Below are 23,053 nucleotides of genomic sequence, written 5' to 3'. Positions count from 1 at the left end.
AGTTGACAACCCTCGACTCAGGGTTCCCCTGCCCTTCCGCCTGCGCGTTAGCCTCGACGCGGATACGAGGAGGCACTCATGGCCAAGGTTCCCAGCGCGGTCGTCGCCGCCACCGGACTCGTCGGCGGCTACGGCGTCGCCCGTTGGACCAAGAAGCGGCAGTTGGGCGGGGTCGTCCTGGCGGCGGCCGGGGTCGCCGCCGCGCAGCAGTGGCGGGCGCAGGCCGGCGGGAAGGCCGCGGGCGCGCTGAGCGCCGCGTACGTCGCCGCGTTCGCCGGGTCCCACCCGCTCGCCAAGAAGGTCGGCGCCTGGCCGTCCGTCCTGGGTGTCGCCGGTGCCGTCGCCCTCGCCTCCTGGGCCGTCGCCGACCGCCGGGGCGACTGAGCACGCCTCGCCGACCCCGGGGGCGACCGAACCCATCCCGCCGACCCTCGGGGCGACTGAGGCCGCATCCGCGCCCTCCCCCCGCTACGACACCCCCGGCCGGAACGACCTCCGGTACGCCTGCGGGCTCGTCCCCACCACCCTCCGGAAGCGTTCCCGGAACGCCGTGGGGGAGCCGAAGCCCGTCTGGCCGGCGATCCGTTCCACAGGGTGCGCGGTGGTCTCCAGCAGGTGCTGGGCCCGCCGGATCCGCGCCCGGTGCAGCCACTGGAGTGGTGTGGTGCCCGTCTGTTCCCGGAAGCGGCGGTTGAGGGTACGGGTGCTCATGCCGGCCTTCGCCGCGATCTCGGCCAGTGTCAGGTCGCGGTCGCAGTGGTCCTCCAGCCAGGCGAGGAGGGGTTCGAGGGTGGTGCCGGCCGGGGCCGGGGGCAGGTCGTGCACGATGAACTGGGACTGGCCGCCCTCCCGTTCCAGCGGCATCACCGACATGCGGGCCGCGTGTGCGGCCACGGCCGAGCCGAAGTCCTTGCGGATCATGTGCAGGCACATGTCCAGGGCGGCCGCGGCCCCCGCCGAGGTCAGGAACTGGCCGTTGTCGACGTACAGGACGTTCGGGTCCACCGTCACCTCCGGGTGACGCCGGGCCAGGTCCGGGGCCGCGATCCAGTGGGTCGTCGCGCGCAGGCCGTCCAGCAGGCCCGTCGCCGCGAAGAGGAACGCGCCCACGCAGATCGACGCGATCCGCGTGCCGTTCGCCGCCGCCGCCCGCAGCGCCTCGGCGACCCCGGGCGGCAGTGTCTCCGGTGGGTCCGCGACCCCCGGCAGGATGATCGTGTCGGCCTCCGCGAGCGCCTGAAGGCCGTACGGCGCCCGGACCGTGAAGGCACCCGCGCTCACTTCCTCCCGCACCGAGCACACCCGGATCCGGTACGGCTCCCGGCCGTCCGGCAGCCGGGCCCAGCCGAAGGTGTCGACGGGGGCGGAGAGGTCGAACGGGATGACGCCGTCCAGCGCCAGTACGGCCACGGTGTGCATGGCCAGAGGGTAGGGGTGCGGTGGGATCACGCCGACACAGGGGCCCAGGAGCAGCCCCGAGCAGGTCCGCCCTTCGGCCCTCTGGCGAGAATCCGTCGGAGGCTGGCACTCCCGCCACTCCTCCGTGATCTCCGCCGCCCCTACCGTCCCCCTGTGACCAAGTTCCTCCTCGCCGTCCACGTCATCGCCGCGATCCTCGCCATCGGTCCCGTCGCCGTCGCCGCCAGCATGTTCCCGCCCGCCGCCCGCCGCGCCCTGACCGCCGGGCCCGACGCCACCGACGTCCCCGGTGACCCCCACGCCACCGGCGTCCCCGGTGACCCCGACGCCACCGGGACGCTCCGGCTGCTGCACCGGATCTGCCGCGTCTACGCCGTCGTGGGCGTCGTCGTCCCCGTCTTCGGGTTCGCCACGGCGAGCGAGATGGGTGTGCTCGGCAGTGCCTGGCTGATCGTGTCGATCGCCCTCACCGCTCTCGCCGCCCTCGTCCTCGTCGCGCTGGTGCTGCCGGCCCAGACCGCCCTCCTCGAAGGGAAGCCCGCGAAAACCGCGCGGCTCGCCATGTTCACCGGGCTGTTCAACCTGCTGTGGGCCGCCGTGACCGTCCTGATGATCGTCCGGCCCGGATCCACGACGGGCGCGTGAGCGGCGCGGGCGTCCTCACGGCTGCGCCGCCGCCCTGGCCCGGCCCGGCACCGCCGTCAGCGGGCGGGCGATGTCCTCCAGGGAGCGGCGCTCGGCCCGTACCGCCAGGAACACCGCGACCAGGCCCGCCGCGCACATCAGCGCCGCGCCGATGGAGAAGGCCAGGACCGTGTCGCCGACCTTGCCGGTGCCGGTGAGGTCGGCGAAGAGCAGGGGGCCGCTGATGCCGCCGGCCGCGGTGCCGAGGGCGTAGAAGAAGGCGATGGACATCGCCCTCGTCTCCATCGGGAAGATCTCGGACACGGTGAGGTAGGCGCTGGAGGCGCCCGCCGAGGCGAAGAACAGCACCGCGCACCAGCAGGCCGTCAGCGTGCCCGCGTTCAGCGAGCCGCGGTCGAACAGCCAGGCCGTGCCGAACAGCAGCAGGCCCGAGAGCAGGTACGTCGAGGAGATCATCACCCTGCGGCCCACCGTGTCGAAGAGCTTGCCGAGCAGCAGCGGGCCGCAGAAGTTACCGGCCGCGATCACCGCGAAGTAGTAGCCGGTGTGGTCGGAGGGCACGTCGTAGAACGTGGTCAGGATCGCGCCGAAGCCGAAGGTGATCGCGTTGTACAGGAACGCCTGGCCGATGAAGAGGGAGAAGCCGAGCACCGCCCGCCTGCGGTAGCGGCCGAAGACGGTGCGGGCGATCTCCAGGAAGCTCACGCTCCCGCGCTGGTGGATCTCCAGCTCGCCCTCGGGCTCCGGGAGCGGCTCGCCCTTCTCCTCCTCGACCCTGCGCTCGATGCCGGAGACGATCCGCTCCGCCTCCCGGTCCCGGCCGTGGATCAGCAGCCAGCGCGGGCTCTCCGGGACGTGCCGCCGTACCAGCAGGATGACCAGGGCGAGGACGGCTCCGAGCGCGAAGGTCAGACGCCAGCCGACGTTCGCGGCCAGCAGGTCGGTGTCGAGCGCGACGATCGACAGCAGGGAGCCGCCGACCGCGCCGAGCCAGAAGCTGCCGTTGATGACCAGGTCGACCCGGCCGCGGTAGGCCGCCGGGATCAGCTCGTCGATCGCCGAGTTGATCGCCGCGTACTCACCGCCGATGCCGAAGCCGGTCAGAAAGCGGAACAGGAAGAACCACCACGCCTCCCAGGAGACGGCCGTCAGCGCCGTCGCCGCGAGATACACCGCCAGGGTGATCATGAAGAGGTTCTTGCGGCCGAAGCGGTCGGTCAGCCGGCCCCAGAACAGGGCGCCCGAGCAGGCGCCCGCCACATACAGCGCGGCGGCGACGCCGGTGATCTGCCCGGAGGTGATCGACAGGCCGCTGCCGGGCTCCGCGAGCCGGGAGGCGATGTTGCCGACGACCGTGACCTCCAGGCCGTCCAGGATCCATACGGTCCCCAGGCCGATGACGATCGTCCAGTGCCAGCGGGACCAGGGCAGTCGGTCGAGTCGTGCGGGGATGTCCGTGGTGAGGGTCCGGCCGGTCCCGGCCTCGGCTGTGCTCATGGGCGCTCCCTCCGCGTCGAAGGATGCAGTACCGGGTGCCCTGACCTGCCGGGAACAGTCCGCTCACGCCCCCAGGCCCCGCGAGACGGTGTAGATCAGCAGCCCCGCCAGCGATCCCACCACCGTGCCGTTGATGCGGATGAACTGCAGGTCGCGGCCGATGTGCGCCTCGATCTTGCGGGTGGTGTGCTCGGCGTCCCAGCCCGCCACCGTGTCCGTGATCAGCGAGGTGATCTCCTTGCGGTACGTCGTCACGACGTGCACCGCCGCGCCCTCCACCCAGGTGTCGACCTTGTCCTGCACCTTGGGCTCGGTCGCCATCCGCGAGCCCAGGGACAGCAACGCGGCCCGCACCCGCTGCCGCAGCTCGCTGCGCTCGTCCTCGGCCGCCGTCACGATCATGGACCGTACGGCCGTCCACACGGACGCGATCAGGTCCTGCACCTCGCCGCGGCTCAGCACCTCGCCCTTGAGCCGCTCCACCCGGGCCCGGGTGTCCGTGTCGGACTGCAGGTCGGAGGCGAAGTCGGTGAGGAAGCGGTCCAGCGCGCCGCGGGCCGGGTGCGAGGGCATGTCCCGCGTCTCGGTGACGAACCGCAGCAGCTCCTTGTAGACCCGCTCGCCGACCTTCCGGTCCACGAACCGCGGGGTCCAGCCGGGCGCGCCGCCCTCCACGGCCACCATCACGTCGTCCCGGTGCAGCACCAGCCAGTCGTGCGCCCGGGACACCACCAGGTCCACCACCCGCCGGTGCCCGCCGTCGGCGACGATCTTCTCCAGTGTCTTGCCGAGGCCCGGCGCGATCTCCTGCGCGTTGGCCCTCCGGGTGATCGCCTCGCCGACGACCGCCTGCACATCGGAGTCCCGCAGGACGGTCAGGGCACCCCGCAGCGCGGTCGCCAGCTCCGCCGTCACCCGGTCCGCGTGCTCGGGCTCCGCCAGCCAGACGCCGAGCCGGCTGCCGATACCGACCGCGCGCAGCCGCTGCCGTACGACGTCCTCGGAGAGGAAGTTCTCCCCGACGAACTCGCCGAGCGAGATGCCCAGCTGGTCCTTCTTGGTGGGGATGATCGCGGTGTGCGGGATGGGCAGCCCCAGCGGGTGCCGGAAGAGGGCCGTGACCGCGAACCAGTCGGCGAGCGCGCCGACCATGCCGGCCTCGGCCGCCGCCGCGACATAGTCCGTCCACGGCCCGGCGCCCGCGCCGCCGGCCGCCTTCGCCAGCACGTAGACCACCGCGACGAACAGCAGCATGCCCGTCGCCGTGAGCTTCATCCGCCGTACCCCGCGCCGGCGCTCCTCGTCGGCCGGGGTGAACGCCGTCATCGACTTGTACGACGCGACCCGCTCCGGTGACGCGACCCGCCCCGGTGTTCCCGTCTCGGTAGGTTCCATCAGCTCCACCCGTTCGGTGATCCCGCACACAATTGTCCCTTCCTGACCGACTCCCGGAACGGAACGGGAGTTCCCGGCGTCTGTCTGGAGGGGGGTAGTGGCAGGGTCCTGTCAGACCCCTCCGGCCCATGACGCATCATGGGCTCAGCAAGATCGGAGCCTCGGGCTCCCATCTCCCGAGGAGAACAACACAAGAGTGGCCAAGCGTCATGGTTATGCGGTGCTCGGTGCGCTGGTCGCCCTGGTCATCGCACTGTCCGCCGGCATATACGTCACCGTGGCCGCCGACGACGGCACCCCCCGCGGCACCCTCGCGGCCGGCCGCCCGCACCGCGACTCCCACGCCGCCCCCGCCTCCACCGGCGCCTGGGTCGGCGCCTGGGCCACCGCCCCCGTCGGCGGCGAGCCCGGCACCGAGACGGCGGGCCTCGCGGACCGCTCGGTCCGCAACGTGGTGCACACCAGCGTCGGTGGTACGGGTGCCCGCGTCACGCTGTCCAATCTCTACGGCCAGTCGGCCCTCACCATCACGCACGCCTCGCTCGCCCTCGCCACCGGCGACGGCACCGCGGCGGCCGATGCGGAAACGATGCGGCGGCTCACCTTCAACGGCAGCACCGGCGTCGTCATACCCGCCGGCGGACAGGCCGTCAGCGACGCCGTGCGCGTCACCGTCCCGCACGGCGCCGACGTGCTGGTCACGACCTACTCCCCCACCCCGTCCGGTCCGGTCACCTACCACCCGCACGCCCGGCAGGTGTCGTACGTCGCCGACGGCGACCGCACCGAGGACACGACCGGCACCCCCTACACCGGACAGACCCCGTACTGGCGGTACCTGACCGCCCTTGACGTGCTCAGCAACGAAGCCGCCGGCACCGTCGTCGCGTTCGGCGACTCCATAACCGACGGCATCACCTCCACCACCGGCGCCAACCGCCGCTGGCCCGACGTCCTCTCCGGGCGGCTGCGCGGCGCACTGGAGGAGGGGCAACAACTGCCTCGCTACAGCGTCGTCAACGAGGGCATCAGCGGCAACCAGGTCCTCGCCGACGGCCTCGGCCGGCCCGCCGAGAACCAGAGCGGCCTCGGCCGCTTCGGCCGCGACGCGCTCTCCCGCACCGGCGTCAAGGTCGTCGTCATCGACCTCGGCGTCAACGACATCCTGCGCAACCGCAAGCTCGCCGACCCCGACCGCATCGTCACCGGGCTGCGCACACTGGTCCGCCAGGCCCACGCCCGCGGCCTGAAGGTCGTCGGCGCCACCCTGATGCCCTTCCAGGGCCACCGCGGCTACACCCCCGCCCGGGAGGCCGTACGGCAGCAGGTCAACGCCGAGATCCGGGCCGGCGGGGTCTACGACGCCGTCGTCGACTTCGACAAGGCCCTCCGGGACCCGTACGACCCGCGGCGGCTGCGCCCCGAGTACGACTCCGGCGACCATCTGCACCCCAGCGACCTGGGCTACCGCACCATGGCCGAGGTCTTCGACCTGCGCACGCTGAAGGGCGCGGGCCAGGCGGAGCTGTAGCCGGGGCGGCGAACGGCGGGAGCGGGCGGGCGGGGAATACTGGCGGGCATGACCCGCTTGATCCTCGCCACCCGCAACGCCGGAAAGATCACCGAGCTGAGGGCCATCCTGGCCGAAGCCGGACTCCCCCACGAACTCGTCGGCGCGGACGCCTTCCCGGACGTCCCCGACGTCAAGGAGACCGGCGTCACCTTCGCCGAGAACGCCCTGCTCAAGGCGCACGCCCTCGCCCAGGCCACCGGTCTGCCCGCGGTCGCCGACGACTCCGGCCTCTGCGTGGACGTCCTGAACGGCGCCCCCGGCATCTTCTCCGCCCGCTGGGCCGGCCGGCACGGCGACGACCAGGCCAACCTGGAGCTGCTGCTGGCCCAGCTCTCCGACATCGCCGACGAACACCGCGGCGCCCACTTCGCCTGCGCGGCGGCCCTCGCCTTGCCGGACGGCACGGAACGGGTGGTCGAGGGGCAGCTGAGGGGGGTCCTGCGGCACGCCCCCGCCGGCACCAACGGCTTCGGCTACGACCCGATCCTCCAGCCGGAGGGCGAGACGCGGACGTGCGCCGAGCTGAGCCCCGAGGAGAAGAACGCGATCAGCCACCGGGGGAAGGCGTTCCGGGCGCTGGTGCCGGTGGTGCGGGAATTGTTGGGCTGAGAGCAACCGAGGGGCCGTCCGGATGGACGTCCCCTCACGTGTGCGGCCGGTGGGACTCGAACCCACACGGGATTTCTCCCACGGGCACCTAAAACCCGCGCGTATCGCCTATTTCGCCACGGCCGCCCCAAAACGGACTTTTTATTTACAGGCCGTTTTGCCTCGCTCAGTGTACGGGGCTGCGCCTTTCTCCGTACGCCCCCCTCGGCTCTCCAGCGAGAGCGGACGACGACCCCTCGGCCGTCATCGCCCACCTGAAACGAACCGGTTATCGGCAGTGCCGTCCGGAAACGGAGAGCGGCCCGCACCGGGAAGAAGCCGGGGCGGGCCGTCGCTGCAGAGGTGGCTCAGATGCCGAGGTCCTTGAGGATCTTCGCCACGTGACCGGTGGCCTTGACGTTGTACAGGGCGCGTTCCACCTTGCCGTCCTCGTCCACGACCACCGTGGAGCGGATGACGCCGACGACCGTCTTGCCGTAGAGCTTCTTCTCGCCGAAGGCGCCGTACGCCTCCAGGACCCGCTTGTCGGGGTCGGCCAGCAGGGTGACCTTCAGGGACTCCTTCTCGCGGAACTTCGCGAGCTTCTCCGGCTTGTCCGGCGAGATGCCGATGACGTCGTAGCCGGCGGAGGCAAGGACCTGAAGGTTGTCGGTGAAGTCGCAGGCCTGCTTGGTGCAGCCGGGGGTCAGGGCGGCCGGGTAGAAGTAGACGATGACCTTGCGGCCCTTGTGGTCCGACAGGGACACCTCGTTGCCGTCGGCGTCGGGGAGGGTGAAGGCGGGGGCCACGTCCCCGGGCTGGAGTCGCTCGCTCATCGGACTAGCGTAACCGGGGGGCCTTGCGGTGCGGTCCGGCCGCGAGCTGACAGACTGTTCGAGAACACCATCAACCAGCATCAGCAGACTTCGGCAGACTTCGGAGGCCGTACGGTGGCGGACACGTCGGACACCAGAACCCCGGCGCAGATCGAGGCGGACATCAGGCGCCGCCGTGAAGTGCTGGCCGAGACGCTCGACGAGATCGGGGTGCGCGTGCATCCGAAGACCATCGTCGGGGACGCCAAGGCCAAGGTGATCGCGAATGTCGATCACACGGTCGGGCGGGCGTACGTGCAGGTCAACCGCGTCGTGAGCGATGTACGGGCGCGGTTCGTGGATGACGAGGGGGCGCCTCGCCTGGAGCGGGTCGTGCCCGTCGCCCTCGTCGTCGTCGGGGTCGTGGGGCTGCTGGCCCTCGGGGCCCGGCGGCGCAGGGACTGATCGGGGCAGGTAGGTTCAAGGCGTGAGCGCCAACAGAAACCAGCACAGCACTCCCCACCACGACAAGCTCCCCATCCGGATGCTGCACGACCGGGTTCTCGTGCGGCAGGAGACCGGTGAGGGCGAGCGGCGGTCGGGGGGCGGCATTCTGATTCCCGCCACCGCGGCGGTCGGGCGGCGGCTGGCCTGGGCCGAGGTCGTCGCGGTCGGTCAGAACGTCCGGACGGTGGAGCCCGGCGACCGCGTCCTGTTCGACCCGGAGGACCGGGCGGAGGTCGAGGTGCGGGGCGTGGCGTACGTGCTGATGCGCGAGCGCGACCTGCACGCCGTCGCCGCGGACCGGTTCGAGGGGTCGGAGGACTCCACGGGGCTGTACCTGTAGAACGCACTGCGAGAGGGCCGGTGACCATCGTCACCGGCCCTCTTCCGCATGCCTTTGTTATGTTCGGGAGGAACCCGACGAGACGCGCCGTACCGGGTCGAAGGCAAAGACGACGCACCCCGAAGAAGAGTCACCGTGTCTCGGAGGTGCCGTCATGGCCTGGGTTCTGCTCGTCGTCGCCGGTCTGCTGGAGGTCGGCTGGTCGATCGGGATGAAGTACAGCGAGGGTTTCACCCGTCTCGTCCCGAGCCTGTTCACCGGCGCCGGCATCGTCGCCAGCATGGTCCTGCTGTCGTGCGCCGCGAAGTCCCTGCCCATCGGTACGGCGTACGGCGTGTGGGTGGGCATCGGCGCGGCCGGTGCGGCGGTGCTCGGCATGGTGGTGCTGGGTGAGCCGGTCACCGCCGCCCGGATCTTCTTCGTGTGTCTGCTGCTGGTCGCCGTCGTGGGGCTGAAGGCGACCGGCGGCCACTGACACCGGCGTGTCAGGTGCCGGGGAATCCTCCGGAACCCGTGTCGGTGCCGGTGGTTCCGCCGCCTCCGTCCGTGGTCGTACCGCCACCGGTCGCCGCCCCGCCGCCGGCGGCGTCGCCGCCCGTGGTCCCGCCGCCCGTGGTGGTGCCTCCGTCCGTGGTGGTACCGCCGCCGGTGGTCGTGGCGCCCCCGTCCGTGGTGGCGCCGCCGTCGGTCGGAGTGCCGGTGGCACCCCCGTCGGCCGGGGTGCCGGTGGTGCCGCCGTCGGTCGGGGTGGCGGTCGCGCCGCCGTCGGTCGGAGTGGCGGTCGCGCCACCGTCGTCCGTGCCGCCGTCGGTGCCCGGCTGGGCGCTGCTGGTGGCGGGCGGCTCCTGGACCACGTCGGCGCCCTGCTCCAGCTGGAGGTCGAACTCGCTGACCGGCTTGCCCTTCAGCGCGTTGCGCGTGTACTGCGCCCAGATCTGGGTGGGCGGGCCGCCACCGTTCATGCGGGCCTGGCCGAGCGCCCCGTACAGCGGCTGGTGCTTGGCCGTCACCGGGTCCTGGCCCATGACGGAGACCACCGTGGCCAGGTCGGGGGTGTAGCCGGCGAACCAGGCGGCGGTGTCGCTCTCCGCGGTGCCGGTCTTGCCGGCCGCCGGACGGCCCGCGGCCTGCGCGGCCGTGGCGGTGCCGCTCTGGACCACGCTCTGCAGGACGGAGGTGGTGGTGTCGGCGGCCTCCCGGCTGACGGCCTGCTTGACCGGCTCGTCGGGCAGCTCGATCTCCTCCCTGCCCTCCTTGGTGATCTTCTCGACCAGCGTGTACGTGCCGTGCTTGCCGTGGTTGGCGAGTGTGGCGTAGGCCTCCGCCATGTCCAGGACGCTGGCGGTGGCGGTGCCGAGGGCGATCGACGGGTACGGCTGGAGGTCCGGGGTGTCGGAGGGGACGCCGAGGTCGATCGCGGTCTGCTTGACCTTGGCGGGGCCGACGTCGACGGCCATCTGGGCGTACACCGAGTTCACCGACAGGTCGGTGGCCTTGCGGACGGTGATCGGGCCGTACGACCGCTGGTCCTCGTTCTCGGGGGCGTAGGCGCCGCCGCTCCAGCCCTGGACGGGGCGCTGGTTGGTGCCGTCGTAGACGGTGTTCGGGGTGATGGTCCGGCCGTCCTGGGTGGTGGACCCGTTCTGCACGGCGGAGGTGAACACGAACGGCTTGAAGGTCGAGCCGACCTGGAAGTCACCGCGGGTGGCGCCGTTGGTGTACTGCTTCACGTAGTCGATGCCGCCGTACATCGCGACGACCTTGCCCGTCTTGGGGTCGACGGAGGCGCCGCCGGCCCGGACGTAGCTGTCGGCCTTGCGGTTCTTCTTGTCCAGCTTGGACATCAGCTGGTCGTCGACGGCCTTGACGAAGGCGTCCTGCCGGTTCTTCTGGATGGTGGTGGTGATGCGGTAGCCGCCGAGCGCGAGGTGGTCGGCGTCGATGATGTTGTTCGTGGTGAGGTACTGCTTGACCGCCTCCACGAGGTAGCCGCGCTGGCCGGACATGCCGGTGGAGATCGTCTGCTCCTTCGGCATCGGGAACTTCATGCCGGCGCGCTTGGACTCGCTGAGCCAGCCCTTGGTGACCATGCCGTTCAGCACGTAGTTCCAGCGGGCGACGGCCGCCTTCTTGTTCTCCGGGTGCGCTACGACGTCGTACTCGCTCGGCGCGTTGACGAGCGCGGCGAGGTAGGCGGCGCGGGCCGGGTCGAGGTCGGCGGCGTCCCTGCCGTAGTAGGCCTGGGCGGCGGCCTGGATGCCGTAGGCGTTGCGGCCGAAGTAGCTGGTGTTGAGGTAGCCCTCCAGGATCTCGTCCTTGGACTTGTTCTGGTCGAGCTTGATCGAGATGAAGAACTCCTTGGCCTTGCGGGTGACCGTCTGCTCCTGGGCCAGGTAGTAGTTCTTCACGTACTGCTGGGTGATCGTCGAGCCGGACTGCTTGCCCTTGCCGGTCGCGGTGTTCCAGGCGGCTCGGATCATCGCCTTGGGGTCGACGGCCGACTCCGTGTAGAAGTCGCGGTCCTCGGCGGCCAGTACGGCGTGCTGGGCGTCCTTGGAGACCTGGGCGAGGCTCACGTTCTCCCGGTTGACCTCACCGTCACGGGCGAGCTGCGAGCCGTCGGCGTACAGGTACACATTGCTCTGCTTGGTCGCGAACGCGTTGGCCGGCGGGATCTTCACCAGGGAGTAGCCGAGGAAGAACAGGCCGATGACGAGCAGTACCCCGACGAAGAAGGTGCCGAGCACCATCCGCCACGTCGGGATGATCCGCCGCCACCCGGTCCGCTTGGGCCGCTTGCCCTTCTTGGCCTTGGCCTTGGCCTTGCCGTTGCCTCCGGCGGTGTCGGCGTCGGCTGCGGCGAGGAGGGTGGTCCGGTCTTCGGGCGAGGCAGCGTCGGGCTTGGCGGCCTGGGCACCGGCGGTGCCGGCCGCACGGGCGGCACGGGCGGCACGGGCGGCGGCCGGGGAGGAACCGGCGGCGGCACCGGCACCGGACGCGGCGGCAGCACCGGACGCGGCACCGGACGCGGACGCGGCGGCGGCGGCCTGGGCACCGGCTCCGGCGGCGCCGGCGGTGCCGGCCGCACGCGCGGCACGGGCAGCACGGGCGGCAGCCGGGGAGGAACCGGCGGCAGCACCGGCACCGGCCTCGGTGGCACGGTTCGGGCCACCGGGGCGGGGCACGGTGGGGCGAGGGGTACGACCGGAGGGGTCCGGCTTGGCGGCGGCGGCACCGGGACCGCTGGGCTCACCCGCGCGGGGCGCGTTGATCCGCCGGAGCACCTGCGTGGTCTCGGGCGCCTGGGCGGCATCGCCCGCGTTCGCGGCCTGCGGCCCCTTGGGCGGGGTGATACGCCGAAGCACCTGCGTACTCTCGGCCGGCGCCTGCCCGGCCCCACCCGGGCCACTGGGCTCGGCCGGCTTCTTGCCACCGGAACCCTTGCCGCCGGCGGCTCCGCCACCGGCGGCCGAAGCAGCACCGGACGCCGAACCGCCGCCGGACACCGGGCCACGCCCGGAGCCCGGAGCGTCACCGGCCCGCGAGCCCCCACGGGTGCCCGAAGCACCGCCGGAGCCCACAGCCGAACCACCCCCGGACACCGGACCACGACCGGAAGCCGAAGCGTCACCGGCTCCCGAGTCCCCACGGGTGCCCGAAGCACCCCCGGACCCCGGGCCACGCCCAGGCGCCGAAGCTCCGCCGGACGTCGCGCCCGCACCGGTGCCGATGGGCCCCGTCTGCTCCGTCCGGGCGCCACGGGCCGCCTGGCGGGCCCGCGCCATGGAAGCCGTGCGGTCCGGAGCCCCTGAGTCCGCCGCGCCGGAGCCGTCCCCGGACACCGAACCCGCCGAGCCAGACCGCTCCCCGGACACCGAACCCGCCGAGCCAGACCGCTCCCCGGGCACCGAACCCGCCGAGCCAGACCGCTCCCCAGACACCGAACCCGCCGCGCCAGACCGCTCCGCGGGCACCGAGCCCGACGCACCGGACCCACCCCGAGAGGCCGAACCCGCCGCGCCCGAGCCGTCCCGGGACGCCGAAGCCGCCCGGCCGGCGTCGGACCGGGAGCCCCCGGTCCCGGCGCCGCGGGTGTCCTCGGCGGTGCGCCCGGCGCCCGGGACCCGCTCGGGTCCCTCGGCGCTCTGCGGCTTCCCGCTGCCGCCAGGGCGCCCGGCGGGCCTGCCGGCCCCCCGGGCAGGGGGTTCGCTGGGGTCTGGTGTCGGGCTGTGCGGCTTGTGGCCCCCCGGGGTCCCGGGCCCTTCAGCCGGCAGCGGCCTCTTCGGTGCCACGCCGTCGTTCGGCTGCTGCGGCTGCGGCTCGTCGCTCATGTCGTGCACGGACTCCTGTTTTCAGCGTCGTACGTTCCCGTACGCCTCGTACGCTTCTGCGCTCCCCCTGTTTGAAGACTCTCGCACCTGGCGTTCCGTTCCCGGATTCCGGCACGCTTCCGGCGGAAAACGCGTGGCCGGCCACCGGGCCTCCGGACTAGGCTCCTGCGCTTCGGTGTCGAGCAGTCCGAGGAGGTCGACTTGCGTGGGCGCGGGACGGTTGTACGCGGCGGTCGCGGCAGGGGGGTTCCGACGGTACGCGACCTACCGGGCCGCCACTGCGGCAGGGGTGTTCACGAACACTGTCTTCGGTCTCATTCTGGTCTACACGTACCGCGCGCTGTGGGACGAGAAGCCCCATCTCGGGGGGTATGACCAGGCGCAGGCCATCACCTACGTCTGGCTGGGGCAGGCTTTTCTCTCGACCCTTGCCATCGGGGGTGGCGGCGTCGAGGACGAGTTGATGGAACGCATCCGTACGGGGGATGTGGCCGTCGACCTGTTCCGGCCCGCCGATCTCCAGTTGTGGTGGCTGTCGGCGGATGTCGGCCGGGCGCTCTTCCAGCTGCTGGGGCGGGGGGTCGTACCGTTCGTGTTCGGCGCGCTCTGCTTCCCGGCGTACCTGCCGGCCGACGCCGGCACCTGGGCGGCCTTCCTGATCGCCGTCGTGCTCGCCATGCTGGTCGGCTTCGGCATCCGCTACCTGGTCGCGCTGAGCGCGTTCTGGCTGCTGGACGGCACGGGGGTGGCGCAGATGGCGTGGCTGCTGGGGTTCTTCTGCTCGGGGATGCTGCTCCCCTTGAACGTCTTCCCGGGCGCGCTCGGCGAGGTCGTGCGGGCGCTGCCCTGGTCGTCGCTGCTGCAGGCGCCGGCGGACGTCCTGCTGGGGCAGGCGGACCCGCTGCCCACCTATCTCTTCCAGGCCGCTTGGGCGGTGGTGCTGCTGGGTGCCGGGCGGCTGGTGCAGTCGGCGGCGACGCGCCGGGTGGTGGTGCAGGGTGGCTGAGGGGCGGGCCGAGCGGCTGGCCGAGGGGGTGCGGGCGTACCGGCTGGTCGCGGGGATGTGGGTGCGGTCCACGATGGCGTACCGCGCGTCCTTCGCCATGACCACGTTCGGGAACTTCGCGGCGACCTTCCTGGACTTCGTGGCGATCATGCTGATGTTCTCCCGGGTGGACGCGCTGGGCGGCTGGCCGCTGCCGGAGGTGGCGTTCCTGTACGGGCTGTCCGCGACCTCCTTCGGGCTCGCGGACCTGGTGATCGGGTCGATGGACCGGCTGGGCCGGCGGGTGCGGGACGGCACGCTGGACACGCTGCTGGTGCGGCCGGCGCCGGTGCTGGCGCAGGTGGCGGCCGACCGGTTCGCGCTGCGCAGGCTGGGCCGGGTGACCCAGGGCGCGCTGGTCCTGGGCTGGGCGCTGACCCGGGTGGAGATCGACTGGACGGCGGGCCGGCTGCTGCTGATGCCGGTGATGGTGGTGAGCGGCTGCGGGATCTTCTGCGCGGTGTTCGTGGCCGGGGCGGCGTTCCAGTTCGTGGCGCAGGACGCCTCGGAGGTGCAGAACGCGTTCACCTACGGCGGTACGACGCTGCTGCAGTATCCGCCGACGGTGTTCGCGAAGGAGCTGGTGCGCGGGGTGACGTTCGTGCTGCCGCTGGCCTTCGTCAACTGGCTGCCGGCGACCTATGTGCTGGGGCGGCCGTATCCGCTGGGGCTGCCGGAGTGGACGGCGTTCACGCCCCCGCTGGTGGCCGTGGCCTGTTGTGCGCTCGCGGGGCTGGCCTGGCGGGCGGGACTTCGTTCGTACCGCAGCACAGGGAGCTGACATGAGTGACTTCATCGCGCTGGAGAAGGTCGAGAAGGTCTTCGAGGTGCGCCGGAAGACCGGGTTCCTGAAGCGGGAGCGGCGCGAGGTGCGGGCGGTGGACGCGCTGTCGTTCACCGTGGGGCGCGGGGAGATGGTCGGGTACATCGGGCCGAACGGCGCCGGGAAGTCGACCACGATCAAGATGCTGACGGGGATCCTGACGCCGAGCGCCGGGCGGCTGCGGGTGGCGGGCATCGATCCGGCGCGGGAGCGGTCGCGGCTCGCGCACCGGATCGGGGTGGTGTTCGGCCAGCGGACCACGCTGTGGTGGGACCTGCCGCTGATCGACTCCTACCGGCTGGCGCACCGCATGTACCGCATCCCGGACGCCCGTTACCGGCAGAACCTGGACCGTCTGGTGGAACTGCTGGAGCTGGGTGCCCTGTTGGAGGTACCGGTGCGGCAGTTGTCGCTGGGGCAGCGGATGCGCGGGGACATCGCGGCGGCGCTGCTGCACGATCCGGACGTGCTGTACCTGGACGAGCCGACGATCGGCCTGGACGTGGTGTCGAAGGCCAAGGTGCGGGAGTTCCTGCGGGAGGTGAACGCCGAGCGCGGTACGACGGTGCTGCTGACCACGCACGACCTGCAGGACATCGAGCAGTTGTGCTCCCGGGTGATGGTGATCGACCACGGGCGGCTGGTGTACGACGGCCCGCTCGCGGGGCTGCACGAGGCCGGGGAGAGCGAGCGGACGCTGGTGGTGGACCTGGAGCGGGAGCTGCCGCCGGTGGAGGTGCCGTCGGCGCGGGTGGTGCGGGTGGAGGGGCCGCGGCAGTGGCTGGCGTTCCCGGCGGGGCAGTCGGCGGCGCCGCTCGTCGCGCATCTGGCGGCCCGGTATCCGCTGGTGGACCTGTCGGTGCGGGAGCCGGACATCGAGGCCGTCATCGCCAGGATGTACGCCGAGAAGGCGGTCTCGTAGGCTGCTGCCATGAGCGACGACGCAGTCCCGGACCTCCGGGCGTCCGACGCCGACCGGGACCGGGTCGCCGAGGTGCTGCGGGACGCCCTGGCCGAGGGGCGGCTCGACATGGCGGAGTTCGAGGAGCGGCTGGAGTCGGCGTACAAGGCGCGGACGTACGGCGAGCTGGCGCCGCTGACCCGCGATCTGCCGGCGGCCGGTGCGGTGGTCCCGCGTGTCTCCTTCGCGAAGGACCCTGTGGCGAGCAGCGGTTGGGCGGGCCGGATCACCGGCGGCGAGGGGTCCTCGACGGGCGCGGTGGCCGTCATGTCCGGCTTCGAGCGCAAGGGCCGCTGGACGGTGCCGAAGCGGTTCTCCTGCTTCACCTTCATGGGCGGCGGTGAACTCGACCTGCGCGAGGCGGACTTCGCCGACCGGGAGGTCGAGATCAACTGCGTGGCGATCATGGGCGGCGTCCAGGTGACCGTGCCGCCGGGCGTCGAGGTCGTGGTGCGCGGCATCGGCGTGATGGGCGCCTTCGAACACCCGAGGGACGACGGACCGCCCGAGCCGGGCGCCCCCCGCGTGATCATCACCGGCTTCGCGTTCTGGGGCGGGGTGGGCGTGGAACGCAAACTCCCCAGGGGGAAACGCGTCCGGAAGGGGCGCGGGGCGGTCTAGACGCCCCTACGCCGTGCACACCTTCGTCAACTCGCCCGCCGCGTCCGTCACCGGACTCACGTCGGGTGTCTCGTCGCCGTTCTTGATGGCCGTACGCACGTTGTCGACCGCCTTGGTCAGGTCGTCCACAGCCTTGTTGACGTCGGCGTCGTCCGTCTTGTCGCCGATCTTCCGCAGGCTCTTGTCGATGGAGTCGAGGGAGGCGTCGGCCTGGGAGGGGTCGTTCGCGGCGTTCTCCACGGCCTGCTGGAGTTCGGTGACGCTGTCGGCGATGGCGTCGGCGGTCTGCACACAGTCCAGCGCCTTGCCGACCGCGTCACAGCCGGTCGTGAGGCCGGCGGTGAGCGCGGCGGTCGCTACGGCGGCGGCGACGGCGGTGAGCCTGCCTCGGCGTCGGCTGGCGGCCATGGTGGGTTCCCTCCCCTGGTACGGCTGGCCGGGCGCCCGCCGGTGAGCGGTGCGCCCGTACCCAGAGGGACGCCGCAGAGGGCCGGCGGGTTGCCCGGGCCTTGAAGGTTTCTTTACGCGCGCGTGCCCGCCAGCGCGGCCTGCTGGACCGCGGCCAGGTCGGTGCAGCCGGCCACGGCGAGGTCGAGCAGGGCGTTCAGTTCGTCGCGGGCGAAGGGCGCGGCCTCGGCGGTGCCCTGGACCTCGACGAAGCGGCCGTCGCCGGTGCAGACGACGTTCATGTCGGTCTCGGCGCGCACGTCCTCCTCGTAGCAGAGGTCGAGCAGCGGGACGCCGCCGACGATGCCGACCGAGACCGCGCTCACCGTTCCGGTCAGCGGCTGGCGGCCGGCCTTGATCAGCTTCTTGCCCTGGGCCCAGGCGACGGCGTCGGCGAGGGCGACGTAGGCGCCGGTGATGGCCGCGGTGCGGGTGCCGCCGTCGGCCTGGAGGACGTCGCAGTCGAGGACGATGGTGTTCTCGCCGAGCGCCTTGTAGTCGATGACGGCGCGCAGGGAGCGGCCGATGAGCCGGGAGATCTCGTGGGTCCGGCCGCCGATCTTGCCCTTGACGGACTCGCGGTCGCCGCGGGTGTTGGTGGCGCGGGGCAGCATGGCGTACTCCGCGGTGACCCAGCCCTCGCCGCTGCCCTTGCGCCAGCGCGGGACGCCCTCGGTGACGGAGGCGGTGCAGAAGACCTTGGTGTCGCCGAAGGAGACGAGGACGGAGCCCTCGGCGTGCTTGCTCCACCCCCGTTCGATGGTGACCGGGCGGAGTTGTTCGGGGGTACGGCCGTCGATGCGAGACATGCGGACGAGCCTAGCCGTCCATGCGGAAGGGGCTCCTCCCGCGTCGGGAAGAGCCCCTGTTCCGGTGAGCCGGCCGGCTCACATCATGTCTTCGATCTCCGCGGCGATCGGGTCGGCGTCGGTGCCGATGACGACCTGGATGGCGGTGCCCATCTTGACGACGCCGTGGGCGCCGGCGGCCTTCAGGGCGGCCTCGTCGACCAGCTCGGGGTCGGACACCTCGGTGCGCAGCCGGGTGATGCAGCCCTCGATCTCCTCGATGTTGTCGATGCCGCCGAGCCCGGCGACGATCTTCTCAGCCTTGCTGGCCATGTCCTGTCTCCCTGAATTCCCTGATCCGAACCGCTTTGTCGCAGTAACCCACAGTCGGCCCAACTTCGCGAGCGGTCATGCCGACCGTGCCGGATGATGGCGATCACGACAGCGGAACCGTCCGTCGACTGGTCTACACCACCGTGGGGAAGGTCGCCAAACCCATGAGTGCACAGAGCACGGCGAGCCCGGCGAGGGTCCGCTGGAACCGCCTGTTCCAGGGCATGCAGAAGATGGGCCGCAGCCTCCAGCTGCCGATCGCCGTGCTGCCGGCCGCCGGCATCCTGAACCGGCTGGGGCAGCCGGACGTGTTCGGCCGGGACGGCCTGGGCTGGACGAACGTCTCCAAGGTGATGAGCGGGGCGGGCGGCGCGCTGCTGGACGGCCAGCTGGGGCTGCCACTGCTGTTCTGCGTGGGCGTCGCGATCGGCATGGCGAAGAAGGCCGACGGTTCGACGGCGCTCGCGGCGGTGGCGGGCTTCCTCGTCTACTACGGCGTCCTGCGCCAGTTCCCGCAGGACTGCCCGGCAGGCGCGAAGGTGGTCGTCACGGGCTGTCAGGCGGCGGACGGCACGGTGTCCGCGTTCACCTACCAGAACCCGGGCGTCTTCGGCGGCATCGTCATGGGCCTGCTGGCCGCCTTCTTCTGGGCCCGCTACCACCGCACACGCCTGGTCGACTGGCTGGGCTTCTTCAACGGGCGCCGGCTGGTGCCGATCATCATGGCCTTCGTGGCGATCCTGTTCGCCGTGGTGTGCCTGTTCGTCTGGCCGCCGGTCGGTGACGCCCTGGAGAGCTTCAGCGCATGGCTGCGGGACGCGGGCCCCTGGGGCGCGGGCGTCTTCGGTGTCGCCAACCGCGCGCTGCTCGTCGTAGGCCTGCACCAGTTCCTGAACGTGCCCATCTGGTTCCAGTTCGGCAGCTGGACCAAGCCGGGCGGCACGGTGGTGCACGGCGACATCAACATGTTCCTGCAGGGCGACCCGAACGCGGGCCAGTTCACCTCGGGCTTCTTCCCGATCATGATGTTCGCGCTGCCGGCCGCCGCGCTGGCCATCACGCACTGCGCCCGGCCGGAGCGCCGCAAGGAGGTCGGCGGTCTGATGCTGTCGGTCGCGCTGACCTCGTTCGTCACCGGCATCACCGAGCCGCTGGAGTACTCCTTCCTGTTCATCGCGCCCGCGCTCTACGCCGTCCACGCGCTGCTCACCGGTGTCTCGATGGCGGTGACCTGGGCGCTCGGGTCGCACGACGGCTTCAGCTTCTCCGCGGGCCTGATCGACTACGTCATCAACTGGCACCTGGCGACCAGACCCTGGCTGATCATCCCGATCGGTCTGTGCTTCGCGGCCGTGTACTACGCCGTCTTCCGCTTCGCGATCACCAGGTTCGACCTGAAGACACCGGGGCGGGAGCCGGTGGACGAGGTCGAGGACGTCACCAAGGTCTGAGGGCGCCCGGTCCGGCACGGCGGGGCACACAGCGTGTAGCGCCGTGGTAGCGGATTCGCGGGTTCCTTATGCCGCCTTCATCGTGCTACAACAGGTCTACACCACAGGTGGTGTAGACCAGAGACGCTGCCGTCCCTTCCTTGGTTCCCGGGCGGCGCCTTGCCCGATGGAGGAACTTGTGACCACGGCCAGCGCCGCTCCCGCGGCCGAGAAGAAGAAGGGCGCCGGGGCGATGGCTGTGCTCCAGCGCATCGGCCGCAGCCTCATGCTGCCGGTCGCGGTGCTGCCCGCCGCCGCCCTCCTGGTGCGCCTCGGCAACACCGACATGCTGGGCCGCCCGTCCTTCCCGACCTTCCTGACGAAGATAGCGTCGTTCATGGCGGCCGGCGGCAACGCGATCCTCGACAACATGGCGCTGCTGTTCGCCGTGGGCATCGCGATCGGCTTCGCGAAGAAGTCGGACGGCTCCACGGCCCTCGCCGCGGTCGTCGGCTATCTGGTCTTCAAGAACGTGCTCGGCACGTTCACCGACAAGAACCTGCCGAAGGTCGCGACCGTCGTCGACGGCAAGATCGTCATGCAGAACGCCCCGGTGGACGCGAAGGTCCTCGGCGGTGTGGTGATGGGCATCGTCGTGGCCCTGCTGTACCAGCGCTTCTACCGCACCAAGCTGCCCGACTGGGCGGGCTTCTTCGGCGGCCGCCGGCTCGTCCCGATCCTGTCGGCCTTCGCCGGCCTGGTCCTCGGCATCGTCTTCGGCTACATCTGGCCGGTCCTCGGCACGGGTCTGCACAACTTCGGCGAGTGGCTGGTGAAGTCGGGCGCGGTCGGCGCGGGCATCTTCGGTGTCGCCAACCGTGCGCTGATCCCGATCGGCATGCACCACCTGCTCAACTCGTTCCCGTGGTTCCAGGCGGGCGAGTACCACGGCAAGAGCGGTGACATCGCGCGCTTCCTGGCCGGCGACCCGCACGCGGGCCAGTTCATGACCGGCTTCTTCCCGATCATGATGTTCGCCCTGCCGGCCGCCTGCCTGGCGATCGTGCACTGCGCCCGGCCCGAGCGCCGCAAGGTCGTCGGCGGCATGATGTTCTCGCTGGCGCTGACGTCCTTCGTCACCGGCGTCACCGAGCCCATCGAGTTCACCTTCATGTTCATCGCGCCGGTCCTGTACGCGATCCACGCGGTCCTCACCGGTGTCTCGATGGCGCTGACCTGGTCGCTGGGCATGAAGGACGGCTTCGGCTTCTCGGCGGGCGCGGTCGACTTCGGTCTGAACCTGGGCATCGCGAGCAACCCGTGGGGCCTGGTCCTGGTCGGGCTGTGCTTCGCGGCGGTCTACTACGTGATCTTCCGCTTCGCGATCACCAAGTTCAACCTGCCGACCCCGGGCCGCGAGTCGGACGAGGAACTGGCGGAACTGCAGAAGGCAGAGGCCAAGTAACCAGTCAGCGCAAGGGCCCCGGAACCTCGTCGGTTCCGGGGCCCTTGCGCGTGCCCGGGGTCAGATCTCGTACGTCGTGCGCGGGGCGGCCAGTTCCACCGGTCCGCCGAACACCTCCCGCGCGTCCCGCAGGTTGACCTGCGCGTCGGTCCACGGCGGGATGTGGGTGAGGACCAGCCGCCGCGCGCCCGCGCGCGCGGCCGTCTCCCCCGCCTCGCGCCCGTTGAGGTGCAGGTCGGGGATGCTCTCCTTGCCGTACGTGAACGCCGCCTCGCACAGGAACAGGTCGGTGTCCCGGGCCAGCGCGTCCAGCGCCTCGCTGACGCCCGTGTCGCCGGAGTACGTCAGGGACTTCCCGCCGTGCTCGACCCGGATGCCGTAGGCCTCCACGGGGTGGCGGACCCGCTCGGTGTGCACGGCGAAGGGGCCGATCTCGAAGGTGGACGGCTTGACCGTGTGGAAGTCGAAGACCTCGCTCATGGAGGAGGCGGAGGGGGTGTCCGCGTAGGCCGTGGTCAGGCGGTGCTCGGTGCCCTCGGGGCCGTAGACCGGGATGGGGTCGCACCGGCCGCCGTCATGGCGGTAGTAGCGCGCCACGAAGTACGCGCACATGTCGATGCAGTGATCGGCGTGCAGATGGCTGAGGAAGATCGCGTCGAGGTCGTAGAGACCGCAGTGGCGCTGCAGCTCGCCAAGGGCGCCGTTGCCCATGTCGAGGAGCAGCCGGAAGCCGTCGGCCTCGACGAGGTAGCTCGAACAGGCCGATTCCGCGGACGGGAACGACCCCGAGCAGCCGACGACGGTGAGCTTCATGAAGCAGAAACCTCCGTTGGCGGAAAGCGATGGTCGGGACGAGGAACCACTCGGACATGAGGGCTGTCGGGGGTCGTGCGGTTTGTCGAGCGTAAGGCGCAAAAGCACGGGTCGCTCCTCCGCCAGGGGCCGTTGTGGGCGAACTCACCTGTGCTGTCACCGGTTCGGCTGGACGTGGGGCGCACAAGGATCGGCAGAGGGCGCGCGAGGTGCGGCGCGCGCCGGTAACGTCGTCGTATGGACACGTCCTGGTGGCTGGCCCTCGCCGCGGTGGTACTGCTCGCGCTGGTCGCCACGCTGGTCGACGGCTGGGGCCGCGGTCGCCGGCCCGGCGGACGACGCCTGCGGCCCCCGGGCCGGCCGGGCCCGCGGACCGCCCACGCCGTACGGCCGTCCCCCGGGGACATCTGGTGGGCGGACGTCCCGTTCGAGGACCGGCCCGGCGTGAAGGACCGGCCCTGCCTGGTGCTGGCGGTGCGCGGGAACCGGGCCACCGTCGCGAAGATCACCAGCAAGTACCACGACGAGCGCTGCGGGGTGATCCCGCTGCCGCCCGGCGCGGTCGGCGACGCCCAGGGCCGGCCCAGCTTCCTGGAGACCGACGAGCTGCGCGAGGTACCGGTGAGCGGCTTCCGCCGCCGGGTGGGCGTGGTCGACCCGGTCCTGTGGGACCAGGTACGGCACCTGGCGGGTTAGTTCACCCGGACGGTGACCGTCCAGTCCTCGATGCCCTCGCAGGAGACCTGGCCCGGTGCGGTGGGCTCGGCGCACAGCGGGCGGGACGAGGTGAGCTTCACGGTGCCGGCGGCCACGGCACGGTAGGCGGCGGTGGCGTCACCCGGTCGGAGGACGAAGCCCGCGTTGATGGCCTCCAGTCCCGTACCGCTCGTGGTGACCGGCTTCCACGGGCGGGCCTTGGTGCCGTCCAGGGTCAGCCGGACCTCGCCGCCCTTGGTCACGCAGACGGTACGGCCGTGATCGGCGGCCGTCAGCTCCACGTGCCCGGTGCAGTCGCCGGCGGAGCGGCTGGGCGACGGGGTGGTCCCGCCGCGCGGCGGCGCCGACACCTTGCCGCCGCTCCCGGTGTCCTGCTGGGAGCCGCAGCCCGCGAGGAGCAGCGCTGCCGCCACGAGGGCGAGGGGCGTCGTACGGCGCATGGGGGGTCCGCCTTTCTGCAGAGGTGCTGGTGCAGATGTGACGTACCACCGGCGCGCGCG

The 23,053-nt window shown here is 71.7% G+C and carries 24 protein-coding genes, 1 tRNA gene and 1 riboswitch; of the genes, 14 read left to right on the top strand and 11 right to left on the bottom strand.

All coding sequences use genetic code 11. The features are described 5' to 3' along the window. Window positions 1-78 precede the first annotated feature (78 nt). Entirely contained in the window at window positions 79-384 is a 306-nt protein-coding gene (locus ACZ4U1_RS06540; RefSeq protein ID WP_467900372.1) for a hypothetical protein, read from the top strand. Between the two features lie 84 nt (window positions 385-468). Here ACZ4U1_RS06540 and ACZ4U1_RS06535 read toward each other — a convergent pair whose 3' ends face one another. Beyond that, the gene (locus ACZ4U1_RS06535; protein WP_467900370.1) at window positions 469-1,419 is read right to left on the bottom strand and encodes a GlxA family transcriptional regulator; all 951 of its coding nucleotides are present in this window, start codon (window positions 1,417-1,419) and stop codon (window positions 469-471) included. A gap of 153 nt (window positions 1,420-1,572) precedes the next feature. Between ACZ4U1_RS06535 and ACZ4U1_RS06530 the strand changes: the two genes are divergently transcribed. Then, a complete protein-coding gene (locus tag ACZ4U1_RS06530; protein WP_467900368.1) occupies window positions 1,573-2,064 on the top strand; it encodes a hypothetical protein in 492 nt (163 codons plus the stop codon). A gap of 15 nt (window positions 2,065-2,079) precedes the next feature. Here the strand turns inward: ACZ4U1_RS06530 and ACZ4U1_RS06525 are convergent, their stop codons facing one another. Both ACZ4U1_RS06525 and ACZ4U1_RS06520 read right to left on the bottom strand, forming a co-directional pair. Continuing rightward, window positions 2,080-3,561, bottom strand: coding sequence for an MFS transporter (locus ACZ4U1_RS06525; protein ID WP_467900366.1), 1,482 nt, complete (start codon window positions 3,559-3,561; stop codon window positions 2,080-2,082). A 63-nt stretch (window positions 3,562-3,624) separates the two neighbouring features. After that, window positions 3,625-4,887, bottom strand: a complete 1,263-nt coding sequence (locus ACZ4U1_RS06520; RefSeq protein ID WP_467901442.1) for a DUF445 domain-containing protein — start codon at window positions 4,885-4,887, stop codon at window positions 3,625-3,627. 265 nt (window positions 4,888-5,152) lie between these two features. On the opposite strand from ACZ4U1_RS06520, the gene ACZ4U1_RS06515 reads away from it, so the two are divergent. Next, on the top strand, window positions 5,153-6,487 hold the full coding sequence (locus tag ACZ4U1_RS06515) for an SGNH/GDSL hydrolase family protein (RefSeq protein WP_467900364.1): 1,335 nt from the start codon (window positions 5,153-5,155) through the stop codon (window positions 6,485-6,487). A 48-nt stretch (window positions 6,488-6,535) separates the two neighbouring features. Beyond that, window positions 6,536-7,138: an RdgB/HAM1 family non-canonical purine NTP pyrophosphatase gene (rdgB, locus tag ACZ4U1_RS06510; protein WP_467900362.1), complete on the top strand. Its 603-nt coding sequence runs from the start codon at window positions 6,536-6,538 to the stop codon at window positions 7,136-7,138. Between the two features lie 41 nt (window positions 7,139-7,179). Here rdgB and ACZ4U1_RS06505 read toward each other — a convergent pair. Next, window positions 7,180-7,264 (bottom strand) — tRNA-Leu (locus ACZ4U1_RS06505). Window positions 7,265-7,485: 221 nt separating this feature from the next. Then, complete coding sequence (gene bcp, locus ACZ4U1_RS06500) at window positions 7,486-7,953, bottom strand: thioredoxin-dependent thiol peroxidase (RefSeq protein WP_467900359.1); 468 nt, start codon at window positions 7,951-7,953, stop codon at window positions 7,486-7,488. Window positions 7,954-8,067: 114 nt separating this feature from the next. Here bcp and ACZ4U1_RS06495 point away from each other — a divergent pair, with 114 nt between their 5' ends. The 3 genes from ACZ4U1_RS06495 to ACZ4U1_RS06485 all read left to right on the top strand — a co-directional run bounded on the left by ACZ4U1_RS06495 (window position 8,068) and on the right by ACZ4U1_RS06485 (window position 9,254). Beyond that, a complete protein-coding gene (locus ACZ4U1_RS06495; protein ID WP_467900357.1) occupies window positions 8,068-8,397 on the top strand; it encodes a DUF3618 domain-containing protein in 330 nt (109 codons plus the stop codon). Between the two features lie 22 nt (window positions 8,398-8,419). Further along, window positions 8,420-8,779 (top strand): GroES family chaperonin, encoded by a 360-nt coding sequence (locus ACZ4U1_RS06490; RefSeq protein ID WP_171155827.1) that lies wholly within the window; start codon window positions 8,420-8,422, stop codon window positions 8,777-8,779. A gap of 46 nt (window positions 8,780-8,825) precedes the next feature. Beyond that, window positions 8,826-8,898, top strand: a riboswitch (guanidine-III (ykkC-III) riboswitch). Window positions 8,899-8,933: 35 nt separating this feature from the next. Next, a complete protein-coding gene (locus ACZ4U1_RS06485) occupies window positions 8,934-9,254 on the top strand; it encodes a DMT family transporter (RefSeq protein ID WP_467900355.1) in 321 nt (106 codons plus the stop codon). Window positions 9,255-9,264: 10 nt separating this feature from the next. Here ACZ4U1_RS06485 and ACZ4U1_RS06480 read toward each other — a convergent pair whose 3' ends face one another. Continuing rightward, the gene (locus ACZ4U1_RS06480) at window positions 9,265-12,144 is read right to left on the bottom strand and encodes a transglycosylase domain-containing protein (protein ID WP_467900353.1); all 2,880 of its coding nucleotides are present in this window, start codon (window positions 12,142-12,144) and stop codon (window positions 9,265-9,267) included. A 1,171-nt stretch (window positions 12,145-13,315) separates the two neighbouring features. Between ACZ4U1_RS06480 and ACZ4U1_RS06475 the strand changes: the two genes are divergently transcribed. Genes ACZ4U1_RS06475 through ACZ4U1_RS06460 form a run of 4 tightly spaced genes read left to right on the top strand, consistent with a single transcriptional unit; the run spans window position 13,316 to window position 16,560 of the window. Continuing rightward, on the top strand, window positions 13,316-14,116 hold the full coding sequence (locus ACZ4U1_RS06475) for an ABC transporter permease (protein WP_467900351.1): 801 nt from the start codon (window positions 13,316-13,318) through the stop codon (window positions 14,114-14,116). Beyond that, entirely contained in the window at window positions 14,109-14,936 is an 828-nt protein-coding gene (locus ACZ4U1_RS06470) for an ABC transporter permease (RefSeq protein WP_467900348.1), read from the top strand. Before ACZ4U1_RS06475 ends, ACZ4U1_RS06470 begins: the two co-directional genes overlap by 8 nt. Window position 14,937: 1 nt before the next feature. Further along, window positions 14,938-15,900, top strand: coding sequence for an ABC transporter ATP-binding protein (locus tag ACZ4U1_RS06465; protein ID WP_467900346.1), 963 nt, complete (start codon window positions 14,938-14,940; stop codon window positions 15,898-15,900). A 9-nt stretch (window positions 15,901-15,909) separates the two neighbouring features. Then, on the top strand, window positions 15,910-16,560 hold the full coding sequence (locus ACZ4U1_RS06460) for a DUF1707 SHOCT-like domain-containing protein (protein WP_467900344.1): 651 nt from the start codon (window positions 15,910-15,912) through the stop codon (window positions 16,558-16,560). A gap of 6 nt (window positions 16,561-16,566) precedes the next feature. Here ACZ4U1_RS06460 and ACZ4U1_RS06455 read toward each other — a convergent pair whose 3' ends face one another. From ACZ4U1_RS06455 to ACZ4U1_RS06445, 3 genes are all read right to left on the bottom strand, one after another. After that, window positions 16,567-16,968 (bottom strand): prefoldin domain-containing protein, encoded by a 402-nt coding sequence (locus ACZ4U1_RS06455; RefSeq protein ID WP_467900342.1) that lies wholly within the window; start codon window positions 16,966-16,968, stop codon window positions 16,567-16,569. Between the two features lie 113 nt (window positions 16,969-17,081). Continuing rightward, window positions 17,082-17,816 (bottom strand): ribonuclease PH, encoded by a 735-nt coding sequence (gene rph, locus ACZ4U1_RS06450; RefSeq protein WP_189294511.1) that lies wholly within the window; start codon window positions 17,814-17,816, stop codon window positions 17,082-17,084. Between the two features lie 78 nt (window positions 17,817-17,894). Further along, window positions 17,895-18,128 carry a PTS sugar transporter subunit IIB gene (locus ACZ4U1_RS06445; RefSeq protein WP_467900339.1) on the bottom strand — a complete coding sequence of 78 codons (234 nt, stop codon included), beginning with the start codon at window positions 18,126-18,128 and terminating at the stop codon, window positions 17,895-17,897. 164 nt (window positions 18,129-18,292) lie between these two features. Between ACZ4U1_RS06445 and ACZ4U1_RS06440 the strand changes: the two genes are divergently transcribed. Beyond that, a complete protein-coding gene (locus tag ACZ4U1_RS06440; protein WP_467900336.1) occupies window positions 18,293-19,579 on the top strand; it encodes a PTS transporter subunit EIIC in 1,287 nt (428 codons plus the stop codon). A 178-nt stretch (window positions 19,580-19,757) separates the two neighbouring features. Beyond that, window positions 19,758-21,023 (top strand): PTS transporter subunit EIIC, encoded by a 1,266-nt coding sequence (locus tag ACZ4U1_RS06435; RefSeq protein WP_467900334.1) that lies wholly within the window; start codon window positions 19,758-19,760, stop codon window positions 21,021-21,023. Between the two features lie 60 nt (window positions 21,024-21,083). Here ACZ4U1_RS06435 and ACZ4U1_RS06430 read toward each other — a convergent pair whose 3' ends face one another. Continuing rightward, the gene (locus tag ACZ4U1_RS06430) at window positions 21,084-21,836 is read right to left on the bottom strand and encodes an MBL fold metallo-hydrolase (protein ID WP_467900332.1); all 753 of its coding nucleotides are present in this window, start codon (window positions 21,834-21,836) and stop codon (window positions 21,084-21,086) included. A gap of 237 nt (window positions 21,837-22,073) precedes the next feature. Here ACZ4U1_RS06430 and ACZ4U1_RS06425 point away from each other — a divergent pair, with 237 nt between their 5' ends. Next, complete coding sequence (locus ACZ4U1_RS06425; RefSeq protein WP_467900330.1) at window positions 22,074-22,532, top strand: type II toxin-antitoxin system PemK/MazF family toxin; 459 nt, start codon at window positions 22,074-22,076, stop codon at window positions 22,530-22,532. On the opposite strand, the gene ACZ4U1_RS06420 is transcribed toward ACZ4U1_RS06425, so the two are convergent. Continuing rightward, complete coding sequence (locus ACZ4U1_RS06420; RefSeq protein ID WP_467900328.1) at window positions 22,529-22,993, bottom strand: hypothetical protein; 465 nt, start codon at window positions 22,991-22,993, stop codon at window positions 22,529-22,531. The two genes, ACZ4U1_RS06425 and ACZ4U1_RS06420, sit on opposite strands and share 4 nt — an antisense overlap. Window positions 22,994-23,053: the final 60 nt, after the last annotated feature.

This window comes from Streptomyces sp. NPDC028928 (assembly GCF_055564915.1).
The sequence above is the reverse complement of the archived record's forward strand: the minus strand, read 5'-3'. Positions and strand labels throughout refer to the sequence as shown.

Bases quoted from the DNA above. Each gene is read 5' to 3' on its own strand.
- ACZ4U1_RS06540 (WP_467900372.1), top strand. From the start codon at position 79: ATGGCCAAGGTTCCCAGCGCGGTCGTCGCCGCCACCGGACTCGTCGGC.
- ACZ4U1_RS06535 (WP_467900370.1), bottom strand. From the start codon at position 1,419: ATGCACACCGTGGCCGTACTGGCGCTGGACGGCGTCATCCCGTTCGAC.
- ACZ4U1_RS06525 (WP_467900366.1), bottom strand. From the start codon at position 3,561: ATGAGCACAGCCGAGGCCGGGACCGGCCGGACCCTCACCACGGACATC.
- ACZ4U1_RS06520 (WP_467901442.1), bottom strand. From the start codon at position 4,887: ATGACGGCGTTCACCCCGGCCGACGAGGAGCGCCGGCGCGGGGTACGG.
- rdgB (WP_467900362.1), top strand. From the start codon at position 6,536: ATGACCCGCTTGATCCTCGCCACCCGCAACGCCGGAAAGATCACCGAG.
- bcp (WP_467900359.1), bottom strand. From the start codon at position 7,953: ATGAGCGAGCGACTCCAGCCCGGGGACGTGGCCCCCGCCTTCACCCTC.
- ACZ4U1_RS06485 (WP_467900355.1), top strand. From the start codon at position 8,934: ATGGCCTGGGTTCTGCTCGTCGTCGCCGGTCTGCTGGAGGTCGGCTGG.
- ACZ4U1_RS06465 (WP_467900346.1), top strand. From the start codon at position 14,938: ATGAGTGACTTCATCGCGCTGGAGAAGGTCGAGAAGGTCTTCGAGGTG.
- ACZ4U1_RS06460 (WP_467900344.1), top strand. From the start codon at position 15,910: ATGAGCGACGACGCAGTCCCGGACCTCCGGGCGTCCGACGCCGACCGG.
- ACZ4U1_RS06455 (WP_467900342.1), bottom strand. From the start codon at position 16,968: ATGGCCGCCAGCCGACGCCGAGGCAGGCTCACCGCCGTCGCCGCCGCC.
- rph (WP_189294511.1), bottom strand. From the start codon at position 17,816: ATGTCTCGCATCGACGGCCGTACCCCCGAACAACTCCGCCCGGTCACC.
- ACZ4U1_RS06445 (WP_467900339.1), bottom strand. From the start codon at position 18,128: ATGGCCAGCAAGGCTGAGAAGATCGTCGCCGGGCTCGGCGGCATCGAC.
- ACZ4U1_RS06440 (WP_467900336.1), top strand. From the start codon at position 18,293: ATGAGTGCACAGAGCACGGCGAGCCCGGCGAGGGTCCGCTGGAACCGC.
- ACZ4U1_RS06430 (WP_467900332.1), bottom strand. From the start codon at position 21,836: ATGAAGCTCACCGTCGTCGGCTGCTCGGGGTCGTTCCCGTCCGCGGAA.
- ACZ4U1_RS06425 (WP_467900330.1), top strand. From the start codon at position 22,074: ATGGACACGTCCTGGTGGCTGGCCCTCGCCGCGGTGGTACTGCTCGCG.
- ACZ4U1_RS06420 (WP_467900328.1), bottom strand. From the start codon at position 22,993: ATGCGCCGTACGACGCCCCTCGCCCTCGTGGCGGCAGCGCTGCTCCTC.